Source organism: Pseudomonas sp. MS01C9, from assembly GCF_058202755.1.
Genome location: NZ_CM177073.1, coordinates 5,337,643 through 5,359,975, shown reverse-complemented (window position 1 = coordinate 5,359,975; position 22,333 = coordinate 5,337,643). Strand labels below are relative to the sequence as shown.

General features: G+C 64.4%; 17 protein-coding genes. 7 read left to right on the top strand and 10 right to left on the bottom strand.

Translation table 11 applies throughout. The features are described from left to right. Positions 1–164 precede the first annotated feature (164 nt). Positions 165–578 carry a CBS domain-containing protein gene (locus AC1M7R_RS24240; protein ID WP_053156782.1) on the top strand — a complete coding sequence of 138 codons (414 nt, stop codon included), beginning with the start codon at positions 165–167 and terminating at the stop codon, positions 576–578. A 50-nt stretch (positions 579–628) separates the two neighbouring features. Further along, on the top strand, positions 629–1,612 hold the full coding sequence (locus tag AC1M7R_RS24235; RefSeq protein ID WP_490609990.1) for an SDR family oxidoreductase: 984 nt from the start codon (positions 629–631) through the stop codon (positions 1,610–1,612). On the opposite strand, the gene AC1M7R_RS24230 is transcribed toward AC1M7R_RS24235, so the two are convergent. From AC1M7R_RS24230 to AC1M7R_RS24220, 3 genes are all read right to left on the bottom strand, one after another. Beyond that, positions 1,565–3,205, bottom strand: a complete 1,641-nt coding sequence (locus tag AC1M7R_RS24230; protein ID WP_490609989.1) for an alpha-amylase family protein — start codon at positions 3,203–3,205, stop codon at positions 1,565–1,567. The two genes, AC1M7R_RS24235 and AC1M7R_RS24230, sit on opposite strands and share 48 nt — an antisense overlap. Positions 3,206–3,215: 10 nt before the next feature. Continuing rightward, the gene (locus AC1M7R_RS24225; RefSeq protein ID WP_072431012.1) at positions 3,216–4,739 is read right to left on the bottom strand and encodes an alpha-amylase family glycosyl hydrolase; all 1,524 of its coding nucleotides are present in this window, start codon (positions 4,737–4,739) and stop codon (positions 3,216–3,218) included. Between the two features lie 215 nt (positions 4,740–4,954). Beyond that, positions 4,955–5,581, bottom strand: coding sequence for a TetR/AcrR family transcriptional regulator (locus tag AC1M7R_RS24220; RefSeq protein WP_315641439.1), 627 nt, complete (start codon positions 5,579–5,581; stop codon positions 4,955–4,957). A gap of 85 nt (positions 5,582–5,666) precedes the next feature. On the opposite strand from AC1M7R_RS24220, the gene AC1M7R_RS24215 reads away from it, so the two are divergent. Next, positions 5,667–6,299 (top strand): NAD(P)H-dependent oxidoreductase, encoded by a 633-nt coding sequence (locus AC1M7R_RS24215; RefSeq protein ID WP_165887538.1) that lies wholly within the window; start codon positions 5,667–5,669, stop codon positions 6,297–6,299. 13 nt (positions 6,300–6,312) lie between these two features. Here the strand turns inward: AC1M7R_RS24215 and AC1M7R_RS24210 are convergent, their stop codons facing one another. Then, positions 6,313–7,881 (bottom strand): L,D-transpeptidase family protein, encoded by a 1,569-nt coding sequence (locus AC1M7R_RS24210; protein WP_490609988.1) that lies wholly within the window; start codon positions 7,879–7,881, stop codon positions 6,313–6,315. A 165-nt stretch (positions 7,882–8,046) separates the two neighbouring features. On the opposite strand from AC1M7R_RS24210, the gene AC1M7R_RS24205 reads away from it, so the two are divergent. Together AC1M7R_RS24205 and AC1M7R_RS24200 are read left to right on the top strand one after the other, a co-directional pair. Continuing rightward, a complete protein-coding gene (locus AC1M7R_RS24205; protein ID WP_143147039.1) occupies positions 8,047–8,727 on the top strand; it encodes a murein L,D-transpeptidase catalytic domain family protein in 681 nt (226 codons plus the stop codon). Between the two features lie 84 nt (positions 8,728–8,811). Next, positions 8,812–9,750 carry a class I SAM-dependent methyltransferase gene (locus tag AC1M7R_RS24200; RefSeq protein ID WP_072391542.1) on the top strand — a complete coding sequence of 313 codons (939 nt, stop codon included), beginning with the start codon at positions 8,812–8,814 and terminating at the stop codon, positions 9,748–9,750. Between the two features lie 74 nt (positions 9,751–9,824). Here AC1M7R_RS24200 and AC1M7R_RS24195 read toward each other — a convergent pair whose 3' ends face one another. From AC1M7R_RS24195 to AC1M7R_RS24180, 4 genes are all read right to left on the bottom strand, one after another. Beyond that, entirely contained in the window at positions 9,825–14,954 is a 5,130-nt protein-coding gene (locus tag AC1M7R_RS24195; protein ID WP_072391538.1) for a leucine-rich repeat domain-containing protein, read from the bottom strand. 124 nt (positions 14,955–15,078) lie between these two features. After that, the gene (locus tag AC1M7R_RS24190) at positions 15,079–15,681 is read right to left on the bottom strand and encodes a LysE family translocator (RefSeq protein WP_072391535.1); all 603 of its coding nucleotides are present in this window, start codon (positions 15,679–15,681) and stop codon (positions 15,079–15,081) included. Between the two features lie 54 nt (positions 15,682–15,735). Beyond that, positions 15,736–16,572, bottom strand: a complete 837-nt coding sequence (locus tag AC1M7R_RS24185) for an AraC family transcriptional regulator (protein ID WP_072391532.1) — start codon at positions 16,570–16,572, stop codon at positions 15,736–15,738. 79 nt (positions 16,573–16,651) lie between these two features. Further along, entirely contained in the window at positions 16,652–17,077 is a 426-nt protein-coding gene (locus AC1M7R_RS24180) for a GlcG/HbpS family heme-binding protein (RefSeq protein ID WP_072391529.1), read from the bottom strand. 222 nt (positions 17,078–17,299) lie between these two features. Between AC1M7R_RS24180 and AC1M7R_RS24175 the strand changes: the two genes are divergently transcribed. Next, positions 17,300–18,385 (top strand): aromatic ring-hydroxylating dioxygenase subunit alpha, encoded by a 1,086-nt coding sequence (locus tag AC1M7R_RS24175; protein WP_072391526.1) that lies wholly within the window; start codon positions 17,300–17,302, stop codon positions 18,383–18,385. Beyond that, positions 18,382–19,332, top strand: a complete 951-nt coding sequence (locus tag AC1M7R_RS24170) for a PDR/VanB family oxidoreductase (protein WP_072391523.1) — start codon at positions 18,382–18,384, stop codon at positions 19,330–19,332. The genes AC1M7R_RS24175 and AC1M7R_RS24170 overlap by 4 nt, the downstream gene beginning before the upstream one ends. A 127-nt stretch (positions 19,333–19,459) precedes the next feature. Here the strand turns inward: AC1M7R_RS24170 and AC1M7R_RS24165 are convergent, their stop codons facing one another. Together AC1M7R_RS24165 and AC1M7R_RS24160 are read right to left on the bottom strand one after the other, a co-directional pair. Next, a complete protein-coding gene (locus AC1M7R_RS24165) occupies positions 19,460–20,173 on the bottom strand; it encodes a GntR family transcriptional regulator (RefSeq protein ID WP_072391520.1) in 714 nt (237 codons plus the stop codon). Between the two features lie 182 nt (positions 20,174–20,355). Beyond that, the gene (locus AC1M7R_RS24160) at positions 20,356–22,221 is read right to left on the bottom strand and encodes a feruloyl-CoA synthase (protein WP_490609987.1); all 1,866 of its coding nucleotides are present in this window, start codon (positions 22,219–22,221) and stop codon (positions 20,356–20,358) included. Between the last annotated feature and the right edge of the window lie 112 nt (positions 22,222–22,333).

The window sequence follows — 22,333 nt, the reverse complement described above, 5'->3', positions numbered from 1 at the left end:
CACCTGCGGCTTCATAAAAGTGCAGCTATCCCTGCCTGGGCAAAAAATGCTGAACCATCGCCAACTCGGATTTTCACAATAGACAGGAGCCGGCCACGGCACTGCCCAGACCCAGCGCAGCCGCCAGGCCAGGTTACTGTCCAACCCGAAAGAGGAGATCAACGATGAAAGTCAATGAAATCATGAGTCGGGAAATTCGCACGGTTTCACCCGATACGCCGCTGCGCGAGATCGCACTGATCATGCGCCAGGCCGACATCGGCGCGCTGATCATCAACCAGGACGACCGCATGGCCGGGATGATCACCGACCGCGACCTGGTGATTCGCGCCATGGCCGACGGCATGGACCTGAACACCCCGGTCAGCCGGATCATGAGCGACGAGGTGCGCTACTGCTTCGAAGACGAAGAAGTCGACCATGTCGCCAAGAACATGGCCCAGCTGGAAAAACGTCGCCTGCCGGTGGTAAACCGCGACAAGCGGCTGGTGGGCATGGTGTCGCTGGCCAACGTCGCCAGCTGCAACGCCGACAAGCTCAGTGCCAACCTGCTGCGGGGCGTGGCGCGGCCTCACTGATGCTACCGCACCGGCCATCGGGCAGAGATCATTGAATTGGAAGAAACGCAATGGATGAGCCAAACCCGCCGGTGGTGGTGATCTGCGGCGGCAGCGCCGGTGTCGGTCGCGCGACGGCCCACCGGTTCGCCGCCGCCGGTTATCGGGTCGGCCTGCTGGCCCGGGGCGCCCAAGCCCTGGCCGACACCGAAGATGAACTGCAGCAGCGCGGCACGCGGACCCTGGGCATCGGCGTCGACGTGGCCGACGCCGCGGCCGTGCTCGAAGCGGCGCGACGCATCGAGCACGAGCTGGGCCCGGTGCAGGTCTGGATCAACTGCGCCATGACCACGGTGTTTTCCCCTGTCCGCCAACTCAGCGCCGAGGAAATCCAGCGGGTGACGTCGGTGACCTACCTGGGCACCGTCCACGGCACGATGGCGGCACTGGCGCTCATGGAGCCGCGTGATCGCGGGGTGATCATCCAGGTCGGCTCGGCACTGGCCTACCGCGCCATTCCGTTGCAGGCGGCGTATTGCGGGGCCAAGTTCGCCGTCCGCGGGTTTACCGACTCACTGCGCTGCGAACTGCTTGATGCCCGCAGCGGTATCCGCGTCTGCATGGTCCAGCTACCCGCCATCAATACCCCACAGTTCGATTGGGCACGCAATAAACTCGACAAGCGCCCGCAACCGGTTCCGCCCATCCACGATCCGGACGTCGCCGCCCGGGCGATCCTCAGCGTGGTACGACGCACGCCCAGGGAACTGTGGTTGGGCGCGGCGTCGGTGAAGGCCATTGTCGGTACTTGCCTGATGCCCGGCCTGCTCGACCGCCTGCTTGCCCGCAGGGCCTGCACCGGCCAGATGACCCGGGAAGACGACGACGGGCAACGGCCGGACAATCTGTTCGAGTCGCAGCAATCGCTGCACCGGATCCAGGGCCGGTTCAGCGGGCAATCACGGGCAGACGCACTGGCCTTGAGCTCCACCCAAGTGTCCGCATTGCTACTGGTGGTCTGCGGTCTCCTGGCGGTCACCCTGCTGCTGTTCTGAGCCTGCGTAGCGAAACCAGCGATAACCATAGCCACAAAGACTCATGCTGGCACCCTCGGGCGCGGGATATGGGCTGTCTGAAACGATTTCCTCGAAGCCCTCCAGGTCCGTCTGCAAACGTACCTCGACAGTCTCTGGGCCGAGATTGGCCAGCATCACCGAAGTGGCCTGGCCGACATGGGCAATGGCGAACACGGCGCGATGGTCTGCCGTCAACAACTGCGCCTCGCCGTTCCCCACTTCCGACAGCCCTGAGCGAGCCCATAGCAGGCGACGTGTGCGAGCCAGCAGCGACTCGGGGTCGTCCTGCTGCCGTGCGACGTTCAGGTGCGTATAGGCGAACGGCCCGTGTTCGATCAAAGGAGCAGCCAAATGATGGGCCGAGGAAAATCCCGCGTTGGCTTCGGCGTTCCATTGCATGGGAGTGCGCACCGAAAGCCGCTCGGGGCGCGACAAGTCATCGCCCATGCCGATCTCCTCGCCATAGCGCACGATTGGCGTACCGGGAAGCGACAACAATAGCGACTGGGCCAGTGCCTGGCGGCGCACGTCACCTTCGAGCATGGGGGCCAGGCGCCGGCGAATCCCGCGCCCATACAGGCGCATGTCCGGCTCCGGCGCGAAGGCCTGCATCACTTCCTCACGTTCCTCTTCGCTCAGACGCTCCAGGTCCAGCTCGTCGTGATTGCGCAACCACACCGCATAATGGGCGCCGTCCGGCGGGGCGGGGCGGCGGGCAATGGCGCGTTGCAACGGTTGCGCCTCGCCCCGGGCCAGCGCCAGGAAAATATGGTTGTTGACCCAGAAATCCAGCACCAGCCCCAGACGATCCCCCGCTCCGAAGTAGTGGCTGTAACGTTCTGGCTCGACATCCACCTCCCCCATCAAGATCCCTTCGGGGTTGATACGGATCATGCATCTGTAAAGCCTTTCGAGCAGCCAGACCCCCTGCTCCTCGTTACCGCCGCCGGCCTGTTCCACCAGGTGCGAAGCGGCATCCAGGCGAAAACCGGCGATCCCCAGCTCCAGCCAGTGGACCATGATCCGTTCGATGTCCTCGACAACTCGCGGGTTGGCAAGGTTGAGGTCCGGCTCATGCCGATAGAACAGGTGGCGATAATACTGTCCGGCCTCTTCGTCCCACTGCCAGATGCTGTCCTCCACCGAGGGAAAGATCGGCTGGTTGCCATCGTCCACGGGGGTATCGGACCACAGGTAATAATTGCGATAGACACTGTTTCTATCGCGCCGCGCCCGCTGGAACCAGGGATGCTGGTCGCAAGTGTGCTGCACCACCAACTCGAGGATCACCCGTATGCCGCGCTCCCCGGCCTTGACGATCAACTGGCGCAAGTCCTCTTCGCTGCCGAAACGAGGGTCCAGCGCCAGGAAGTCGCTGACATCGTAGCCCGCATCCTTGAATGGCGAGCGGTACAGCGGCATCAGCCAGAGCGCGCCTACCCCCAGTGCCTGCAGATAATCGAGCTGGCGGATGATGCCCTTGAGGTCGCCCCGGCCATCACCGTTGCTGTCGTAGAACAAGGAAGGATCGATCTGGTAGATCAAGGTGTTGCGGTGCCAATTGGCTTTCATTGCAGACTCCTCAACGGCACAGGATCAGCGCCTGCTCAGGGTTCAATCGACCGCTGAACGGCTGGCCTTCGCCCTGCCCGTCGCTGGCGATTTCCACTCGCCAGGGGGTGGCCAGGGGAAAGGCGTGTTCACTGTCGGCGAAATTGATGCACACCAACCTTTCGTCAGCCTCGTGATGGCGCCGGTAGGCCAGGACCTGTGGATGCGACGGCAGCTCTTCCCAGTCCCCCAGGCACAAGGCCGTGCTGCGCCTGCGACAAGCCAGGAGCCGTCGGTACAGCGCCAGGGTGGAATCGGCGGCGCTCTCCTGGGCTTGTACTGAAAGAACGTCGGCATCCGCGGCAAAGGGCAGCCAAGGCGTCGGTCCCCAGCCATGGGGTGCCTGGACGGTCCATGGCAATGGCGCCCGGCTGCCGTCCCTCCCGCCAGGGTCGACGCGCGTCCGGGCGGTAACGACGGTATCCTCCAGGCCCAGTTCCTCGCCCTGGTAGATGAAGGGCGTGCCGCGCAAGGTCAACAACATCACGGCGGCCGCACGGGCACGGCGCAGGGAGCCACCATAGCGGCTGCGATGACGGCTGTTGTCGTGATTGGACAGCACCCAGGTCGGCCAAGCCTGCAACGGTCCGAGGTCGGCTTCCACCTCGCGTATGCACATGCGCAACACCACCGGATCCCAGGGGGCGTCCAAAGGCGGAAAATTGAAGGACATGTGCAATTCGTCGCTGGCGCCGTAATAGGCAGCCACCCGGGCGGTGGAGCGAATGTTCACCTCACCGATCAGGACGCGGTCTCCGGGGTAGCTGTCCACCAGCCGGCGCAGGCCGCGCAGCACCTCATGGCTGTATGGCTGGTCGTTGATCTTGACCATGGGTTCGCCGGCCAGGCAGCGCGGGTCGTCGGCGAAACTCTGGTCCTTGCCCACGCAATGCACGACGTCGACGCGAAAGCCGTCCACCCCGCGCGCCAGCCAGAAATGCAGCACCTGGTGCATGGCCGCCACCACTTGGGGGTGGTGCCAATTGAGATCGGGCTGCTGGGGCAGGAAGAAGTGCAGGTAGTACTGCTGACTGGTTTCATCCCAGGTCCAGGCGCTGCCACCCTCTATGGAGGCGCGCCAGTTGTTGGGCTGGTCGCGCCAGATATACCAGTCGCGCCTGGGATTATCACGACTGGCCCGGGACTCGATGAACCACGGATGCTGGTCGGAGGTGTGATTGGGCACGAAATCCAGGAGCACTTTCAGGCCGCGCTCATGGGCCTGGGCGATCAACTCGTCCAGGTCGGCCAGGCTGCCGAACAACGGATCGACATCGGTGTAGTCGCATATATCGTAGCCGGCATCGCACATGGGTGAAGGATAGATCGGCGACAACCACAGGGCGTCGACCCCGAGGCGTTGCAAGTGATCCAGGCGCGTTATCAGTCCGGCAAGGTCCCCTACGCCATCGCCGTTGGCATCGGCAAACGAGCGAGGATAGACCTGATAGACCACAGCGCTCTTCCACCAGGGCGAATGGAAGGAGTTGGGCATGTCGCCTCCTTTTATCGCGATGTCGGGAGCGCAAGACCGCAGCCCCGCCTGGCGTCCCCCGTGTCACAGACCGTATTGCAGGCCTTGGTTAAGAACCGGGAAACGAACCGAGGGTTCATTTTTTGATGGGCAGGCCGGGTTGCGACGGGGCAAGCCATCCGGACAATCCCCGTGGAACGCGGCGGCTCCGGATGGTGATCCGATGAGGCGGCGGGTCAGCTTGCGGGCGCGTCAAGGGTCCGCGTGACCATCGCGACGATGTTCACGAAAAGCTCCTCCTTGGCCTGCGCCGCGCTGAGCTCACCGCCGGCCGCCGCGTTGGACAACGCCTCCGCGGCCCCGAGCATGGCCCGCAGGGCCGCCTGGCCGATGCCCCGGGGGCCGGCGTACGGCGCCAGGACATCACGGCATTTCTCCAGGAAAACCGCCTCGTACTCGCGCTTGATGCGCTCCAGCTCAGGCGAACTTTCCAACGCCGCCACCACCCCGGGAATCTCCCGACCCTGTTGCTGTACGCAGTCGACATAGGCAGAAGCGATCACCGCCGCCCGGCCCTGCAGGGTGGGTTCGCTCGCCTCCAGGGCCGTCTCCATGAGGGCGCTCTGGCGCGCGTCGTAATCCTGGTAAAGCGCGGCCAGGAGCCCTGGCCGGGTGACGAAGTGGTCGTACACGATGGGCTTGGTCACGCCGGCCTGTTCCGCGAGTCGCGCCAGGGTCAGCGCTTCGCTGCCCTCCTCGCGCACGAGCCGCCAGGCGACATCCAATAACTGCCGTTGCCGGTCCTCCCGGGAAAGACGGCGACGGGGAGGAACGGAAGATGAGGGTTGTTCAAGGCTTGACATGCTTACTTTACCAACCGTAACTTACTAAAGGTAACTTAATCGAAGCATAACGCTTTCCCGTCCTTACCGCAGCAGGAGATTGACCATGCATGCACTCATTGTCGTTGCCCACCATGATCCCCACTCCCTGACCCATGGCCTGGCGGCGAAGATCGCCGAAGGCATCACCCTCGCCCATGACACCGATACGTTCGAGATCGCCGACCTGGCCGCCGAAGGCTTCGATCCACGCTTCGGTTTCGCCGACCATGCGGTCCATCATCGCGAAGCCTTGCCCCCCGCGGACGTGCTGGCCGAACAGGCCAGGATCGACCGGGCCGACGCGCTGGTATTGGTGTACCCCATCTACTGGTGGTCGATGCCGGCATTGCTCAAGGGCTGGATCGACCGGGTATTCTCCAACGGCTGGGCGTTCGACTTCAGCCTCGACAAACCCTTTGTCAAGAAACTGCAGCGCCTGAAGGTGCATCTGGTGGCGGTCGGTGGTGCCGATGCCGACTCGTTCCAGCGTCACGGCTATGACGAGGCCATGACCGTCCAGATCGACCACGGCATCTTCGACTACTGCGGTGCGCGGGTGATCAGTTCCCAGCGCTTGCTCGAATCGGAAACCCTGGATCCGGCGGCGCACCTGGAGGCTGCCCAGGCCCTCGGCCAGCGCCTGTTCGCCCGGTCAGGGGAAACCGCACGGGAACAGGCCGACGCCGAATGTGCCTGATCACGGGCCGGGATCAGAGCGTGCGACTGCCGGCGGCGGACAGGGCGGCATCGCGCTTGTAGATATCCGGGATGTACACCGGCTGTCCCTGGCTGTCCGCCTGCACGGTCCAGTAACCCATCAGGATCGGCACGGGCTTGGCCAGCCTGAACTCATGGGTCTGTTCGCTGGCCAGCAGCGTCTCGGTGCGGGCGCGTTCGGCGGGGCTGAGCAACCAGTCGCGCAGGCGCATCACTTGTTCGATGCGCACGCAGCCCGAACTGAACGCCCGCGGGCCTTTGCTGAACAGCGCCTGGCTGGGGGTGTCATGCAGGTAGACGGAAAACGGATTGGGAAAACGGATCGCCATCTTGCCCAACGGGTTCCTCGGCCCGGGGTCCTGGCGCAGCATCAGGCCGCCAGGATGGTCCCAGTCGATATCGGCCGCCGCCAATGGCAGGCCGTCCCGGTCGATCACCCTCAGGTTCTGCCGCCCCAGGAATTCCGGATCGCGACGGATCTCGGGCAGTTTGTCTTCCCGCAGTATCGTCGGGGGAATGGTCCAGGTGGGGTTGAGCGTCAGGCGTGTGACCCGGGATTTGAGCAACGGCGTTTCCCGCCCCGCGCGACCGACCTGGGTCCGGGTCTGCCATACCGGCACGCCGCCCTGGTAAACCGTCAACTGGGCTGCGGCCACGTTGACCAGCACGCTGTCCGGCTCCAGGTCCTGGGCCATCCAGCGCATGCGCTCCAGATTGATGCGCAACTGTTCGCGGCGCATGGCCGGGCTGATATTCAACTCGGTGACGGTCCACGGTCCGACCACGCCGTCGGCCTGTAGCGAATGCTGCAGCTGGAAACTTTTCATCGCCGCCACCAGCTCGGGGCTGTAATGCTCGTCGACATCCGGCGGCAACGCGCTCAGGTAACCTTCGTTGAACAGCCGCTGGGCCAGCGCCGGGACGCGGGCGTCGCGTTTGTCCGGCTGCAACAGAGCGCCGCCGGGCACCGGTTGCCAGTCGGCCAGGGGTTGCTGCCGTTGCAAGGCGTAGGCCTGACGCAAGTTGCGATACAGCGCCAGGCTCGGCCGGGCTTGTTCGAACGCGCCCGCCAGGTCGTGCAGGCCGACCACGGCAATGTTCAGCAGGACCGCCTGACGGTCCTGAGGCTGCGGGTCGGCTTTCCATATCGGCTCCAGGCGGTCCTGGGGCAGATAACCGAAACGCAGATCCCGCAGCGCTTGCAGGTAGCGCTGGCTGATGGCGATGTCAGCGCAGGCATCGTTCGAGGAGGCTTCGGCCGGCAGGCTGTAACGAGACGGGTCCAGGCCGTCGTCGGCCAGTTGCTGAAGCTGCGTCCCCAGCGCCGCGCGTCGTTCGTCGCTCGACCAGACTGCCTGGCCTGCGTTTTGCTCATAGAACGCCTGCAGGTTCATGATCGTCGGAAAGTCGACAGCCGCCGCCAGAGCCGGGCAAGTGACCGATAATTGCCCCAGCGTGGTGTGTACAGGGGCCGGATCGCCGAACGAAACATCACCGGCCGTCGCGACCAATGGCGAAGCGAGGCATAGGAAGCTCAAGTAACATGCGGACTTTTTGAACAACTGCTTAACTCCAATCCATGGCCGTCTCGATGACGGTGACTTTTGCGACAGGTAAGACCCGCCATCATGATACAAACCAACAAATACGGACGGGATGCCGCGAATAAATACCTGCGTGGACATTTTTCGTCGGCGCTGACCTTCACTCGTCGACTCTGTCTGCTCGTGACCGGCCTGGGCGTCCTGTGCAGCCCGGCGCTGGCGGAGAAGGCAAATGCTCAAACCCTTTACAACAGCCTCGCCCACGCAGCGCCGGAACTCAATCCCCAGGCGCTCAAAAGTGCCTTGAGCGCCATGCAATGCGCGGTCGCCAATGGCGCGCGCCAGGCCCGCCACCTGGCTGTGATCGATTATTCCCAACCCTCCACGGCCCGGCGGCTGTGGATCTTCGACCTGAGTCAGAAGAAGCTGGTGTTGCGCGACCTGGTGGCCCACGGGCAGAAATCCGGGGAAAACTTCGCCACTCAGTTTTCCAATCGCCTGGGCAGCTACCAGTCCAGTCTCGGACTGTTTCGTACCCAGGAAAGCTACCAGGGCGCCCACGGCTATTCGTTGCGCATGGACGGCCTGGAACCTGGCTTCAACGACCTGGCCCGGGACCGTGCCATCGTGATCCATGCCGCCGACTACGTGAACCCGCTGTGGAGCGCGCGCCAGGGCCGTATCGGGCGCAGCCAGGGCTGTCCCGCCGTACGTCCCCAGGTGGCGCGGCAGGTGATCGATCGACTCAAGGGTGGGCAGTTCATGTTTTCCTGGTATCCGGATCCGGGCTGGCTGAAGCGTTCGGCGTATCTGAACTGCCAGCCGCAACAGGTTGCCAGCATCCTGGCCAGCAGTGGCGGCTGACCCGCACAGGCTTGCTCGGGCCAGGGTTGCAGTCGAACGGCCGGTGGTTAAAATGCCGGCCTTTCGAATCCCTGGCGTTGTCCGATGAACCCTGAAGCCCTTCACACCCTTCAAACGCATTTGCTGACGGCCCTGGCCTCCCTGCCCGACGAAACCCGGCGCCTGTTCCATGGCCGCGGACGCTGCTGGCCGGGGCTGGAACAGGTCACGGTCGACTGGCTGCAAGGGGTGGTGCTGGTTTCGTTGTTCAAGGAGCCCGAGCCGACGCAACTGGACGATCTGATGTCCATGTTGCTCGCCCTCGCTGCCTCGTCCACCTGGCAGCACAGCACCGCCCATACCCTGGCGGTCCAGCACCGCTATCTGCCCCAGAGCCTGACCCAGTGGCTGGTGGGGGAACCGGTGGATGAGTGGACGCTGACCGAAGGTGGCCTGCGCTACCGCATCGACCTGGGCAAGAAGCAGAACAACGGCTTGTTCCTGGACATGCGCTATGGTCGAGACTGGGTTCGCGCCCATGCCAGCGGTAAACGCGTGCTGAACCTGTTCGCCTACACCTGTGGTTTCTCGGTGGCGGCCATCGCCGGCGGTGCCCGGCAGGTGGTGAACCTGGATATGTCGCGGGCGGCACTGAGTCGCGGACGCGACAATCATCGCCTGAACGGCCATGACCTGGGCCAGGTCAGTTTCCTGGGCCACGACCTGTTCAAATCCTGGGGCAAGGTCATCAACAGCGGCCCCTATGATCTGGTCATCATCGACCCACCGACCTTCCAGAAAGGCAGCTTCCTGTTGACCAAGGACTACCAGCGCGTCCTGCGGCGGCTGCCGGAGTTGCTGGCACCCCACGGCACGGTGCTGGCGTGCAGCAACGATCCGGCCACCGGCCCGGACTTCCTCATCGAAGGGGTCACCCGGGAAGCGCCAGGCCTGGCGTTCGTGCAGCGCCTGGACAACCCACCGGAGTTTCCCGACGCCGATATGGCCTGCGGCCTCAAGGCCCTGGTGTTCCAGGCCCCCTGAGGACACTTGCCCACTGGCGCCGCCCCGCAAAGCCGTTGTGGCGAAGGTGCTCGCCCCCTTCGCCACAGGATCGATCAGACGCTCGCCGTGGGCGGCGATGGCGGTCGCAATGGCCACCAGGGATCGACCAGATCAGTGGTCAGGCGGCGTGCCAATACTTCGATCTCCCGGCTCTTGACCGAACGATAGATCGCCATGGTCCTGCGCAACTGGTCCTCGGTGAGCATCACCGGCTCGCCAGCCGCCCAGTTCACATCCGCGACGCCTTCGAGCGCGACGCGTCGCCAGAGCGTGCCGTTGGCTTGGGGTATCTCTTCGAGAGCGCTGGGCAGGCCAGCTTCCGGCCGGGCTAGATTATCCAGCAGTACCCGAGGCCAATGGGACGGGTCCACCGGCTCGCTGAAAGCATCCACCAGGTCCTCCTCCACCCGGTCCCATATGGCCAACCCTTCTGACCATTCGTGAGACATCAACCCCAGGTAGGGACGCCAGGTCATCTCTCCTACCCGAGGTGCCTGGTCGTTGCTGTTGAAGGTGTCCTGGGCGTCGCTGAGCCAATCGATGAACCCTTCCCGGGTGATGGCTGCGTAACGCTGGGCATCGTCCGGATAACGGCCCCTCAATACCTGGTTCCAATAGCTGTAGTGATCACTCACGAACCTGGCGAAAGGCACGCCCTGGTGTTCGAGGCGAGCCCGCTGGATCGATTCGAACGACAGGAAGTGCAGCTCCAGTTCGGCGACATCCGGTTGTTGCCTGTCCAGAATCCGCGCTTGCAGGCGGGTACGCAACTGCCCCAGTTGCAGATCGAAGTCCGGCAGCCGGGCGGCCAGATCGGCATAGAGCGCTGGTGAGCCGATATAGAACTGCAGGATGGCCGCCGCCCGCTGGCGATCGCCCAGCGACAGCCCATCGGGCGCATCGGCATCGGCATCGCGGATGGCTCCGGAGAACCAATCGATGAACCGGCGCCCTCCAGCATCGTCCCGGGCGGCTTCCAATGAGCGCTGAAGGTCGGGAAAGATATTCAGCCAGTCATCGGCGGTATAACGGAAAGCTTCGGCGTCCAAGGCACGCAGCGCCTGGATCTGCGCGCTGGGCAATGGATTGTCTTCCAGCCACAGACCGAGGGTGTTTTCCCTCGGCATGTTCGCAAGGGTCGGGATCAGGTCATCCTGGATGTTGGTGATACGGTTGCCTTTCAAGTCGACGAAAATCGGGTCGGCCGAGGGCCTCGAGAGTACGGCGAGCGCCAGGGGAGGCACCCGATCGAGCCCGGCATTGGACAGTTCCAGCTCGGTCAGGGACGCGAGTTCCGGCAGGTCTGGCAGTTCGCGGCAGTTGTTGCCACTCAAGCGCAGGTCTTGCAGGCCGGTGGCGGTACGCAGGAACGCGCTGCCCTCTTCATCCAGGCGCAGGCCACAACGCACCAGGTCCAGCCCTCGCAAACCGGGTAACGCGGTGATGGCCCGCAGTTCTTCGAGGGTGAAGCTCAGGTTGTCCGACCATACCAGCTCACGCAGCGCGGGCAACTCGGCCAGGCGGCCGATGGCTGCGACCAGGTTGGCGCTGGCCATGGCATCTCCTGCGCTGCCTATCTGCGACAGGTGCAGCTCCCGCAGGCTGACTGCACGCCCTTCGCCCAAAAGCGGGGCAAAGACATTGGCGTCCATGACCAGGGGATTGGCCCCTAACGAAAGCTCCATCAAGGACGAGAACTCGCCCACGGCCACGGGGACCGCGGTGAGTTGATTGCCGTGCAGGCGCAAGGTATCGAGATTGGGGAACAACCGCAGGAAATCCGAAGGGTCCTCATTCAGGTTCATATGGGCCAGGGTCAGTTCCTCGATATGTTCGAAACGGACGCTGATGGGAGGAAGCCGGCCGATGTCCCACCCGGACAGGCGCAATATCAGCTCGCTGTCTTCCCTGCCCGGCTCGGGCTCACGCCGCCACGCCCGCCGGATTTCATTCGCCACGCCGCGGCGCGAAAAGAGCACGTCTGCCCGTTCGTACTGACTTTCGGCAGGATGATGGGTGCCCTCGAAGCCCTCCCATTGCTGCAATCCCGTGTCCAGCGTGACCCACTCGGTGCCTAGCCGGATGACCAGGTCGTCCAGGCTGATGCCTTCGCGTTCGGCCTGTTCGGTCAGGCTCCACTGGAGTCTTTCGAGGGCCTCGCCTGCGTAAAAGGGAAACAGTTGCTCCAGACGCGCCGCCAGGCTGGCGCGCCAGCGCAGCAATGGCAAACGCCCACGGCCGCTGAGGGGATATCCCAGCCCCCCGTTCATCCATTGCGGCCGATAGGCGCCGCTGTCGAGGTGCTTGAGCGCCAGGTAGGGGCGCAGGCCCTGGCGATCTTCAAGGGCAAGGTCCAGCAGTTTCCTGCGAAGCCGTGCCGCCTCCCAGATATTCAAGCCCAGCGCCGTGCGAGCCCCGTCCGGCATTGCCCTGAGCAGTGCTTGCTCCAGGCTCGAGGCTCCGGCCAGCTCGGCCCCCTCCTCATCGAAAGGCCAGTATTGTCCGTTTTCCTGACGGATCACTTTCAGAGGCCCATCGCTGCCCATCACAAGCGGCTGTGCCAGTTCCCCGGACGCCAGGCTCAGGTGAAGCTTGCCCTGCAACTCAGGCATGTCGCCCAGCAGCCCCATGACGATCCGGTCCCGGTCAGCACCGCTTTCACCGCGTTCCAGGTCGCGCAGGGCCTGGGTCAGGCGCAGTTCGCTCTGGGCCTGCGCACACTGCTTGCCCAGGCTTCCCGTCACCCGCCCCTCCCGCAGTCGCATCCGCTCCTGGCCATGGGATTGACGCGCAAGTTCGTTGGCCATGGCGCGCGAAAGGCTTGCAAAGGCCCGCCCCACCGGGGCTGCCAATGGATCAAGCTCAGGGGCCGGGACCATGGCCGAACTTATCCGCCCGGCATGGCGCTCCAGATGACCGGCCCAGCGTTCAGCCAACAGGTCGCTGAGCTCGGCCGGCCGCGGGCCGATGGAGCTTTGTCCCAGCAACCTGTCCCGCTCCTCCACGCTCAGGCCAACCAGGATGCACTCGGCCCAGGCGTCCTGCTCCAGGTCCAGGTTGCTCAAATCCAGTAGACGCGTCGCGCTCGCTTCGCCCGCGATGTGAACGCCCATGCCGTCGCGATAGCGCAGCGCCAGTTTGCCCGGCCAACCTGGCAAGTCCACCAGCGTGTGGACGATCTGGTAAGGCAGGTTATTCCCTGGCGCCTCGCCGCGACGCAAACGTGCGATGGCATGCTGCACCCACTGCCAGTTTCGGGCCTCGTTCAGGGCCTCGGCAAGCAGGGCCGGCATCGGCTGCCCACCCACTTGCAGATAACGCAGGTGATCCTCGCTGATGCCAGTCTGCCGCTGTACGGTCAGGACCGTATCGTCGTCCAGTTCACCCGGGGTTTCGGCAAAGTTTCGCAGCAATTGGAGATTGCCCCGCTGCAACGGATTGCGGTGCGCCCATTGCCAGCCGCGACTACGGCTCCATTCCAGAAGTGGCGTCACGCCCCGATGGTCGGCAGGCAGACGCAGGTGCAGGACATCGCCGGTGCCCTGCACTTCGTAATAGTGGCCGTCGACCTGTACCCAGGCTTCGTCTTCGTTACGCCAGACACCCCAGGCGTCCTGCTCGGCCTCCACGGGCGGCAAGCGCCGCGCCCGATATGGCGTGACATCGCCATTCCACAGCCGCGTGCTGCCATCACGCACCGGCATGGGTTCCACCGCGCCGCCGACGAACCCCAGGTAAGCGCCCTGGGCGACTCCGAACAGCACATTGAAAATGTGTTCGATCCCCTCCTGGGCGTGCCCTTCGTTGAAAGCCTGGATACCCTCGAATACCTCATAGATCAGGCGGACCCCGCCGACCGCCGCCGCAGCCATCCCCACCGGGGCACAGAACGGGATGAAGCTCGCCGCGAGCATCAGCGAGCGCTCGGCCAGGCTTTCCCAGTATTCAAGCCGGGCCATCCAGGCCTGCCAGTCCTGGTCGCGGGTCGGCACCATCAGGGCCGAAGCGTTGCCCAGGGTGTGGGCCCGCCATTCGTGGTAACGGCCATGCCAGTGGTCTTCTCGCAGATGACCGACGTTCCAGGCCACGCGGGGCGCAGGCACCCGAATGCGACGCGTGTCCCGGTCCTCCCCAGGCTCGCCGTCGCGCCAGCCGACGATACGGGCATGGATCTCCTCGAAGAGGTTGGGGTTGTCCTTGATTTCCCACTCCACCTGATCATGCAGGGTTGCGCCAATACTGGCCTGCAACCGCACCGGGAAGTACCGCATCAGGCCCTGGCGGTAGCTGCGCTTGCGGACCCGTTCGGTCAGTTCTCTGGCCATGGCGTGGATGCTGGGAAACTGCTTGAGGGGCGCGACCTCATCGTGGGGCAAGTGCAAGACCACCGGCCGATTGCCCTTGGCGTCCCTTTCCAGGCCCCAATACACCCGGGCACCGAACAGTGGCGCGGACAGCACCTCCAACGCCTTGACCTCACAGGCCAGGGCGACGACGGTGTCCTCCAGCCGTACACCGGCATGGGTCAGCAGGCGCTCGCCGGTTTCATCGAGGCGACCATCCAGCTTCGCCTCATAGGCGTCGTAGGCAAGCAGGCTGCGGGCATAGGCGATGTACGCCTGGGCGACCGCTGGAATGCCGGTGCCGATGCGTGGCAGCCACTGTTCCAGCAAACGCTGGTATGCGCCCCCCACATCCACCCGTCGGCACAGGCTCGCGAAGCTGGCCGGCGTGATGGGCAACGCGGTGGTGTCCGACGCAATGCCGTCGCGGGAGAACTCGCCGCGCCGCCCCTGGATATACAGACGGCCGTGCTTGTCGAACTCGCTGCCCGGGCGGGCGTCCGCCGGCGGATAGTTGCGCATGGCTGCCTCGACCACCGACAGCGCCGGATCGGTCACATAGGGGCCGCGCCTGACCCGTGCCCGACGTACCGCATCCGAAGCATGCCGGCTGCCATTGACCGGGCGCCACGCCCGCACCTCCGGCTGGGCCTGGAGCAAGTGGCGCGCGAAAATCTCGGGGGGCGGCAGGTCGATCAGTAGCGCATTGAGCGCATCGCTGTCGCGCTGCAGTTGCCGGACCAGCACCTTGAAGCGTTCCTGCCGGGGCCGCGAAGCGTTTTTCAGCCAGGCGGGCAGCCTGGCCTGGATAAACTCGACATGAGTATCGAGGGTAGACATGGTGGACCTCCATCCTTGGGGGCGATTGGGATATCGACATGCAACGAACCCAGGATCCTCGCGAAAATGATCGGGTATTGAAACCGTTCAACCGTTGCAAGGGGTTGCGGGTCCGTGTCCATCGTCACACCAGCAAGGTCAGCCAGGCCGACGCCAGCAACAACAGCGCCATGACCCGGTTGAACCGTCCCATCGCCACAGCGGAGCGGCAGAATCTCGCGGCCCCGCGGCCCAGGAATGCCCAGACGGTCATGCATGGGATCGAGATCGCGAAGAACGCCAGGGACAACCACAGCACCCGGGTCGTGCGATCGATCTCGGCGCCAGCGAACACGCTGACCACCGCCAGGGCCATCATCCAGGTCTTCGGGTTGACCAACTGCAAGGCAGCCGCCCCGGCCAGGCCAAGCCGAGGCCCTTCCACCGGGCGGTCGGGGTCGATGGCCTGGGCCGGCGCGCTGAAAATCTGCCAGGCCATCCAGCTCAACCAGGCGATGCCGGCCCAGGACAGCAGTGCCTGGAGGGTGGCATGGCGCGCCAGCACGTCCCCCAGGCCGGTGCCCACCAGCAGCACCAGCAGCGCCGCTGCGGCGCAGGCACCCAGGATGATGGGCGCGGTGTTGGAAAGGCCGAAGCGCGAGCTATGGCTCAACACCAGGATATTGGTGGGGCCCGGGGTGATGGAGGCAACGAAGGCGAACAGGGCAAACGGCAGCAACTGGTCCATGGGACAACGTCTCGGTGAATGATCGTGAGTCGATCATCCCCAAGGGCGCGATGTTCAGTCTGGAACGTTTGAGCAGCGCTTGCGGTAGTCCGCCGGGCTCATGCGATAGGCCCGCTGGAACCAGCGGCCCAGGTGGCTCTGGTCGGCAAACCCCAGCGACGCCGCCACCGCCACGGCACTGTCGCCACGGGCCAGCAGGCGCCGGGCACGGGCCAGCCGCAGTTGAATCAGATAGGCGTGCGGCGCCAGGCCGAATGCCGCCTTGAAGGCACGGGTCAGGCGAAAACGATCCACGCCAGTGACCCGCGCCAGGTCATCCAGGCCGATGTCTTCACTCAAGTGGGCGTGCAGGTAGTCGCGGGCCTGTTGCGCCACCAGCGGCAACCGTGGATCGGGGTTGATCCGTGCCCGCCAATGCAGATGTCCGGTGAGTTCGGCCAGCAGGGTGTCGAGGGCGGTCTGGCGAACAATGCGGATTTCCTGCTGGTGCAGGCTCTGGAAGGCCATGGCGGTGGCATGGGCCAGTCGGGTGTCCTCGGCCAGCGTGGTGGCGAACCCCAGCTGCGCGTTGTCTGGCGCCACGTCGAACAACGAACGCAATTCACGCTCCAGCCAATGGGGCTCCAGGTACAGGGTGCGATAGGTGAAACCGTCGATGTGGGGTGCATTGCCGTCGTGCAGCTCCCCCGGTTCGAGGAGGAACACCTTGCCCGGCGTGCTGTTGTGCTGCTGGCGACGGCAATGAAACTGCTGCACGCCCTGCTCGGTCACCCCCACCAGGTACGTGTCATGCCAGTGGGGATCGTACGCATGCCCCTCGAAATGCGCGCGCACGGTCTCGATACCGGACGTGACGTCCTGCTTGAGATCGATCCAGTTGCGCGAGGTCATGGGCTGGCCCTGTCGTGTGTATTGGCCCGGAACAGGTTAAACGCCACGGGCGACGGCGTCTGGAAGATTTGTGCAGCGATCAGGCATCCGGGGCAAGCGCCGGCAGCACCGTTTCCACCGCCAGGCGCGCCAGCTCGGCGTCCTGCTCGGCCTTGACCCCGGACACGCCAATGGCGCCGATGCACTGTCCGTCATGGCGGATGGTCACCCCGCCTTCGAGCATCCCCTGCAGGTGCGGTGCGCTGAGAAAAGCCTGGCGACCGCCATTGATCATGTCTTCGTAGAACTTGCTGTCACGCCGGCCCATGGCGGCGGTGCGGGCTTTTTCGGTAGCGATGTAGGCCGACAACGCCGAAGCCTCGTCCAGGCGCAACAGCCCCAGGGGGTGGCCGCCGTCATCCACTACGCAAACCGACACTGCCCACTGGCGCTGGTGAGCCAGCTCCTTGGCGGCAACCAGCAACTGCGCAACGTCTTGCTCGGTCAGTACAGCTTTGATCTTCATGAAACACTCCGATGGCAACGCAAGGGTCCGCATCAAAGTATGTCCTGTGAGGACATTGGAGCCAACCCATTGCCGCCCACAGGTTCGATTCAGGATCCCTCCCCGCTAATGGATCCATTGATCAGAAAATTATCGCCACTCATTCAATAATCATTTGACAGAAAAACTAGTTAAGAGAGTTAATGGATCCACAGAATAACAAAATCAGCCTGGAGATCCATCATGTACCCCAAGAATGCCTGGTACGTTGCGTGCACCCCCGATGAAATCGCCGACAAACCACTGGGTCGTCAGATCTGTGGCGAGAAAATGGTTTTTTACCGAGGACAGGCAGGCAAGGTCGCCGCCGTCGAAGACTTCTGCCCACACCGCGGCGCCCCGCTCTCCCTGGGCTACGTGGAGAATGGCAACCTGGTGTGCGGCTACCACGGGCTGATGATGGGAGGCGATGGCAGGACCGTCGAGATGCCCGGCCAGCGAGTACGTGGCTTCCCCTGCAACAAGACTTTCGCAGTGCAGGAGCGCCACGGGTTCATCTGGGTCTGGCCCGGTGACCAGGCGCTGGCCGACCCGGCATCGATACACCCACTGGAATGGGCGCAGAACGCTGAATGGGCCTATGGCGGCGGCCTGTTCCACATCCAGTGCGACTATCGCCTGATGATCGACAACCTCATGGACCTGACCCACGAAACCTACGTGCACGCATCCAGCATCGGCCAGAAGGAGATCGACGAAGCGCCCCCGGTCACCACGGTCGAGGGCGACGAGGTCATCACCGCCCGGCATATGGAGAACATCATGGCCCCGCCGTTCTGGCGCATGGCCCTGCGCGGCAACAACCTGGCCGACGACGTGCCGGTGGACCGCTGGCAGATCTGCCGCTTCACGCCCCCCAGCCACGTCATGATCGAAGTCGGCGTCGCCCATGCCGGTCACGGCGGTTACCACGCGGCGCCCCAGTTCAAGGCGTCCAGCATCGTCGTGGATTTCATCACACCGGAAACCGAGACCTCCATCTGGTATTTCTGGGGCATGGCCCGGCATTTCCAGCCGCAGGACGAGGCGCTGACGGCGAGCATTCGCGAAGGCCAGGGCAAGATCTTCAGCGAAGACCTGGAAATGCTCGAACGCCAGCAACGCAACCTGCTGGACCACCCGCAACGCAACCTGCTCAAGCTCAATATCGACGCTGGCGGCGTACAGTCGCGCCGGGTGTTGGAGCGCTGGATTGCCCGAGAGCGTGAGGCCCGGGCCGGACTGATCGCCAGCACTGCCCAACCCCAGCTCGCGGAGGGCCGGTCATGATCGAAGTCCTGGTCGCCGCACGGCGCGAAGAAGCCCTGGACATCTGCAGCTATGAGCTCAGGCGTGTCGATGGCCAGCCACTGCCGGCGTTCACTGCCGGTGCCCACATCGATGTGCACTTGCCCGACGGCCTCGTTCGCCAATACTCGCTGTGCAATCATCCCGAGGAGCGGCACCGCTACCTCATCGGCGTGCTCAAGGACCCGGCGTCACGCGGCGGCTCCCGCGGCCTGCACGAGCAGGTTCAGCCGGGTACGCGGTTGACCATCAGCGAACCACGCAACCTGTTCCCCCTCGCGAGCCAAGCCCGCCGTCATCTGCTGTTTGCCGGCGGCATCGGCATTACACCGATCCTGTGCATGGCCGAACACCTTGCCCAGGACGGTGCGGACTTCCAACTGCACTATTGCGCCCGGTCCCTGGATCGGGCGGCCTTTGTCGAGCGTCTGCGGCGATCGGCGTATGCCGATCGGGTGTTCCTGCACTTCGACGAAGCGCCCGAAACGGCGCTGCAGGCCGCCCAGGTGCTGGCGATGCCCGACGATGATCTGCACCTTTATGTGTGTGGCCCCGGCGGCTTCATGCAACATGTGCTGGACACGGCAAAAGCCCAGGGTTGGCAGGAACCCTGCCTGCACCGAGAATACTTTGCCGCGACGCCTGTCGACACCGGCGATGACGGCAGCTTTGCGGTGAAGCTGGCCAGCAGCGGTCAGGTGTTCGACATTCCGGCGGACCGCAGTGTGGTTCAAGTGCTGGAAAGCCATGGCATCGAGATTCCGATCTCCTGCGAACAGGGCGTCTGCGGCACCTGCCTGACCCGTGTACTGGAAGGCGTGCCGGAACACCGGGACATGTTCCTGACCGAGGCGGAGCAAGCCTGCAACGATCAGTTCACCCCCTGCTGCTCCCGCTCGAAGACTCCCTTGCTGGTGCTGGATCTCTGACCTGCCGGACAACCCCGCGCCCCTGTGGAAGCGAGCCTGCTCGCAATGGCGTCCCATCAGTCGACGAGGCGGCTGGATGCGCCGCCTCGGTCGGCTTGTCGCCCGGTGCAAGACCCCAGGGGCTGCTTTATTCAGGACGCAGTATCACCGTCATCCGCTCATCCGCCGAGGACGAGCCGAACACTTCGGCGTAACGCAAAGTGGCATTGGCATGTTCGCGCATGATGGCCTCGGCCCGGGCCCCCTGGCCATGGATCAAGGCGTCGAACACCGAATGGTGCTGCATGTGGGCATAGTTGAAGCGCCGATACTCGCCAGCCATGTTCTGTCGGTCTACCGCCAGGGCGGTGACTGAGGCGAACGGCAAGTGGTCGTTGCGCGCCAGCGCATGGGCAATCGCCGGGTTGTGACTGCCTTCGACGATAACCCGGTGAAAGCGCATGTTGAGATCGTGATAGACCTCCAGGTCCTCCTCGGTCACATAGCCCTTGGCGAACAACGCGTCGCCTTGGGCCAGGCATTGCTCCAGGGTGGCACGGTCCTCGTCACTCAACCCCCGCTCGGCCGTCTGCCGCGCGGCCAGTCCCTCCAGCACACCACGCACTTCCACGGCCCCGGCAATGTCCTGGGCGCTGACCGAGCGCACCTGGAAGCCCCGCCCGCCAAAACGCACCAGCAGCCCTTCCTGCTCCAGGGTCCGGAACGCCATGCGCACCGGCATTCGCGAGACACCGAACAGTTGCGCAGTAGGGATCTCCATCAACCGTTCACCGGCCGCCAACTCGCCAGAAGCGATCATCTTGCGCAACGCAATCAGCACCGTTTGGCCGGGCTTACTCATCCAGGGACTTCCAGGCAATCAGACAGCCGCCATAGTAGAAGGCCCGGGACAGTGTGTCACGGCGGGACTGAACTGGATCGGAAAAACACCTGGACCGAAGGCCCATTGAAGATCCCTCTACAGGGACATTGGAGATGTCCACCTTCGCGAGCCAGCCCGTTCCTCCAGGTACGGGCATAGCCTCATGCCCGCAGGATCGCAGGGTCCTCGCCGCGATACAGCGCCTCGACCTTCGCCGCTCGCCACTGCAATACCGCCCGCTGATTGAGCGACCCCTTGTCGGTGATCTCGCCGCGGTCGATGGAGGCCGGCTCATCGAGCAATGCGATCCATTCCACGCGGCTGGCGTTGCCGCTGGCCTGGCGATTCAAGCGCTGCAGCCAGTCGGCGAACCATTGGCGCACCGGTGCGCTGGCAAGCACCTGGGCATCGCTGGCGGCCGAGCCCAGGCCCGACAGGCGCCGGCATTCGGGCAACCGCGGGAAGACCAGCGCCCCCAGGCACTCGCGATCCGGCGCGGTCACCACCAGGTCCTGGACGTACGGCGTCCCTTCCAGGACCGCGCGGTTACGCAACGGCCCCACACTGACGAAGACCCCGGAAGACAGCTTGAAGTCCTCGGCGATGCGCCCATCGAACATCAGCCCCAACTGCGGGTTGCCGGGATCGGCCAGCTTGATGGCATCTCCCGAGCAATAGAAGCCGTCCTCGTCGAACACCTCGGCGGTCTGCTGCGGCGAGCGCCAGTAGCCCGGCATGATGTGCGGCCCGCGAAAACGCCCTTCGAACTTGCCGTCCACCGGTACCAGCCGTACCTCGCAACCCGGTGCCGGCAGGCCGATGTAGCCGGCCACGGACAGCGGCCCGGTGGTGAAGGTGCAGGACGGCGACGCCTCGGTCATGCCCAGCCCCGCCATCATGCGGATCCGTTCGCCGCAATGCTGCTCGGCCACCTTGTCGAGCCGGTCCCAGGTGCTTTGGGACAATCCCGCCGCTGCAAAGAAGAACAGGCTGATGCGGTCGAAGAAACGCTCACGCAACTCGCCGTCCTGCTCCAGGGCGCTGACCAGCTCTTCCCAGCCCTTGGGCACGGTCAGGTAGGCGGTCGGGGAGATTTCCTTGAGATTGCGCAAGGTCTCGGCGAAGCCCTGGGCGGTGGGCTTGCCGTCGTCCAGGTAAAACGTACCGCCGTTGTACAGCACGATGCCGACGTTGTGACTGCCGCCGAAGGTATGGTTCCAGGGCAACCAATCCACCAGCACCGGCGGCTCCTCGCCGAACACCGGGAACGTCTGCAACAGCATCTGCTGATTGGCGCAGAGCATGCGCTGAGTGGTGATCACTGCCTTGGGCAGCTTGGTCGAACCGGAGGTGAAGAGAAACTTGGCAATGCTGTCGGGCCCGGTGGCGGCAAAGGCGCGCTCGGCCTCGACACCACCGGGTTGCGCCAGCAGGCTGGCGAAATGAGTCCGGGCGCGCCCGGGGATTTCTCCACGCGCGGTAATCAAGGGAACGCCGGCGGGTAACACTGCATTGATCGCGCGTTCGAAAGGCGCCGCGTCGCTGACGTACACCAGGCCCGGCTGCAACAGGTCGCAGACGTGCCGCAGCTTGGCGAAATCCTGGGACAGCAATGAATAAGCCGGTGACACCGGGCAATAGGGAATACCGGCATACATGGCCCCGAGGGCCATCTGCAGATGCTCGATGTCGTTGCCCGATAGCAACACCAACGGTCTCTCGGCGGACAAGCCGTAGCCCAACAGGCCTTGGGCGATGGCCCTGACGCTGTCGAGCATCTCGGCATAGCTGACTCGACGCCAGTCACCACCGGCCACGCGGGCTGCGATGAACGTCTGTTGCGGGCGGACCCGGGCCCAATGCACCAGGCGGTCGAGCAGGCGCGCCGGCAAGGGCTCCAGGGCCTCCAGGGAGCGCATGTGCAAGATGCCCTGCGCCTCGCTGACCTCGACGGCGGGATGACCGATCGACACCTGGCGATAACGCCCGGCGTCGGGTCGGGAGGACGATCTGGACTCGGAACTCACGTGCATTTCCTCCACCAAGGCACGCTCGGGTCGCGCTGAGCGAGCGGAGCGTGGCAGCGTCTGGCTGCGGCCTTGTCATTATTATTGGCCTGCGTCGCGGCGGTGGTCTTCA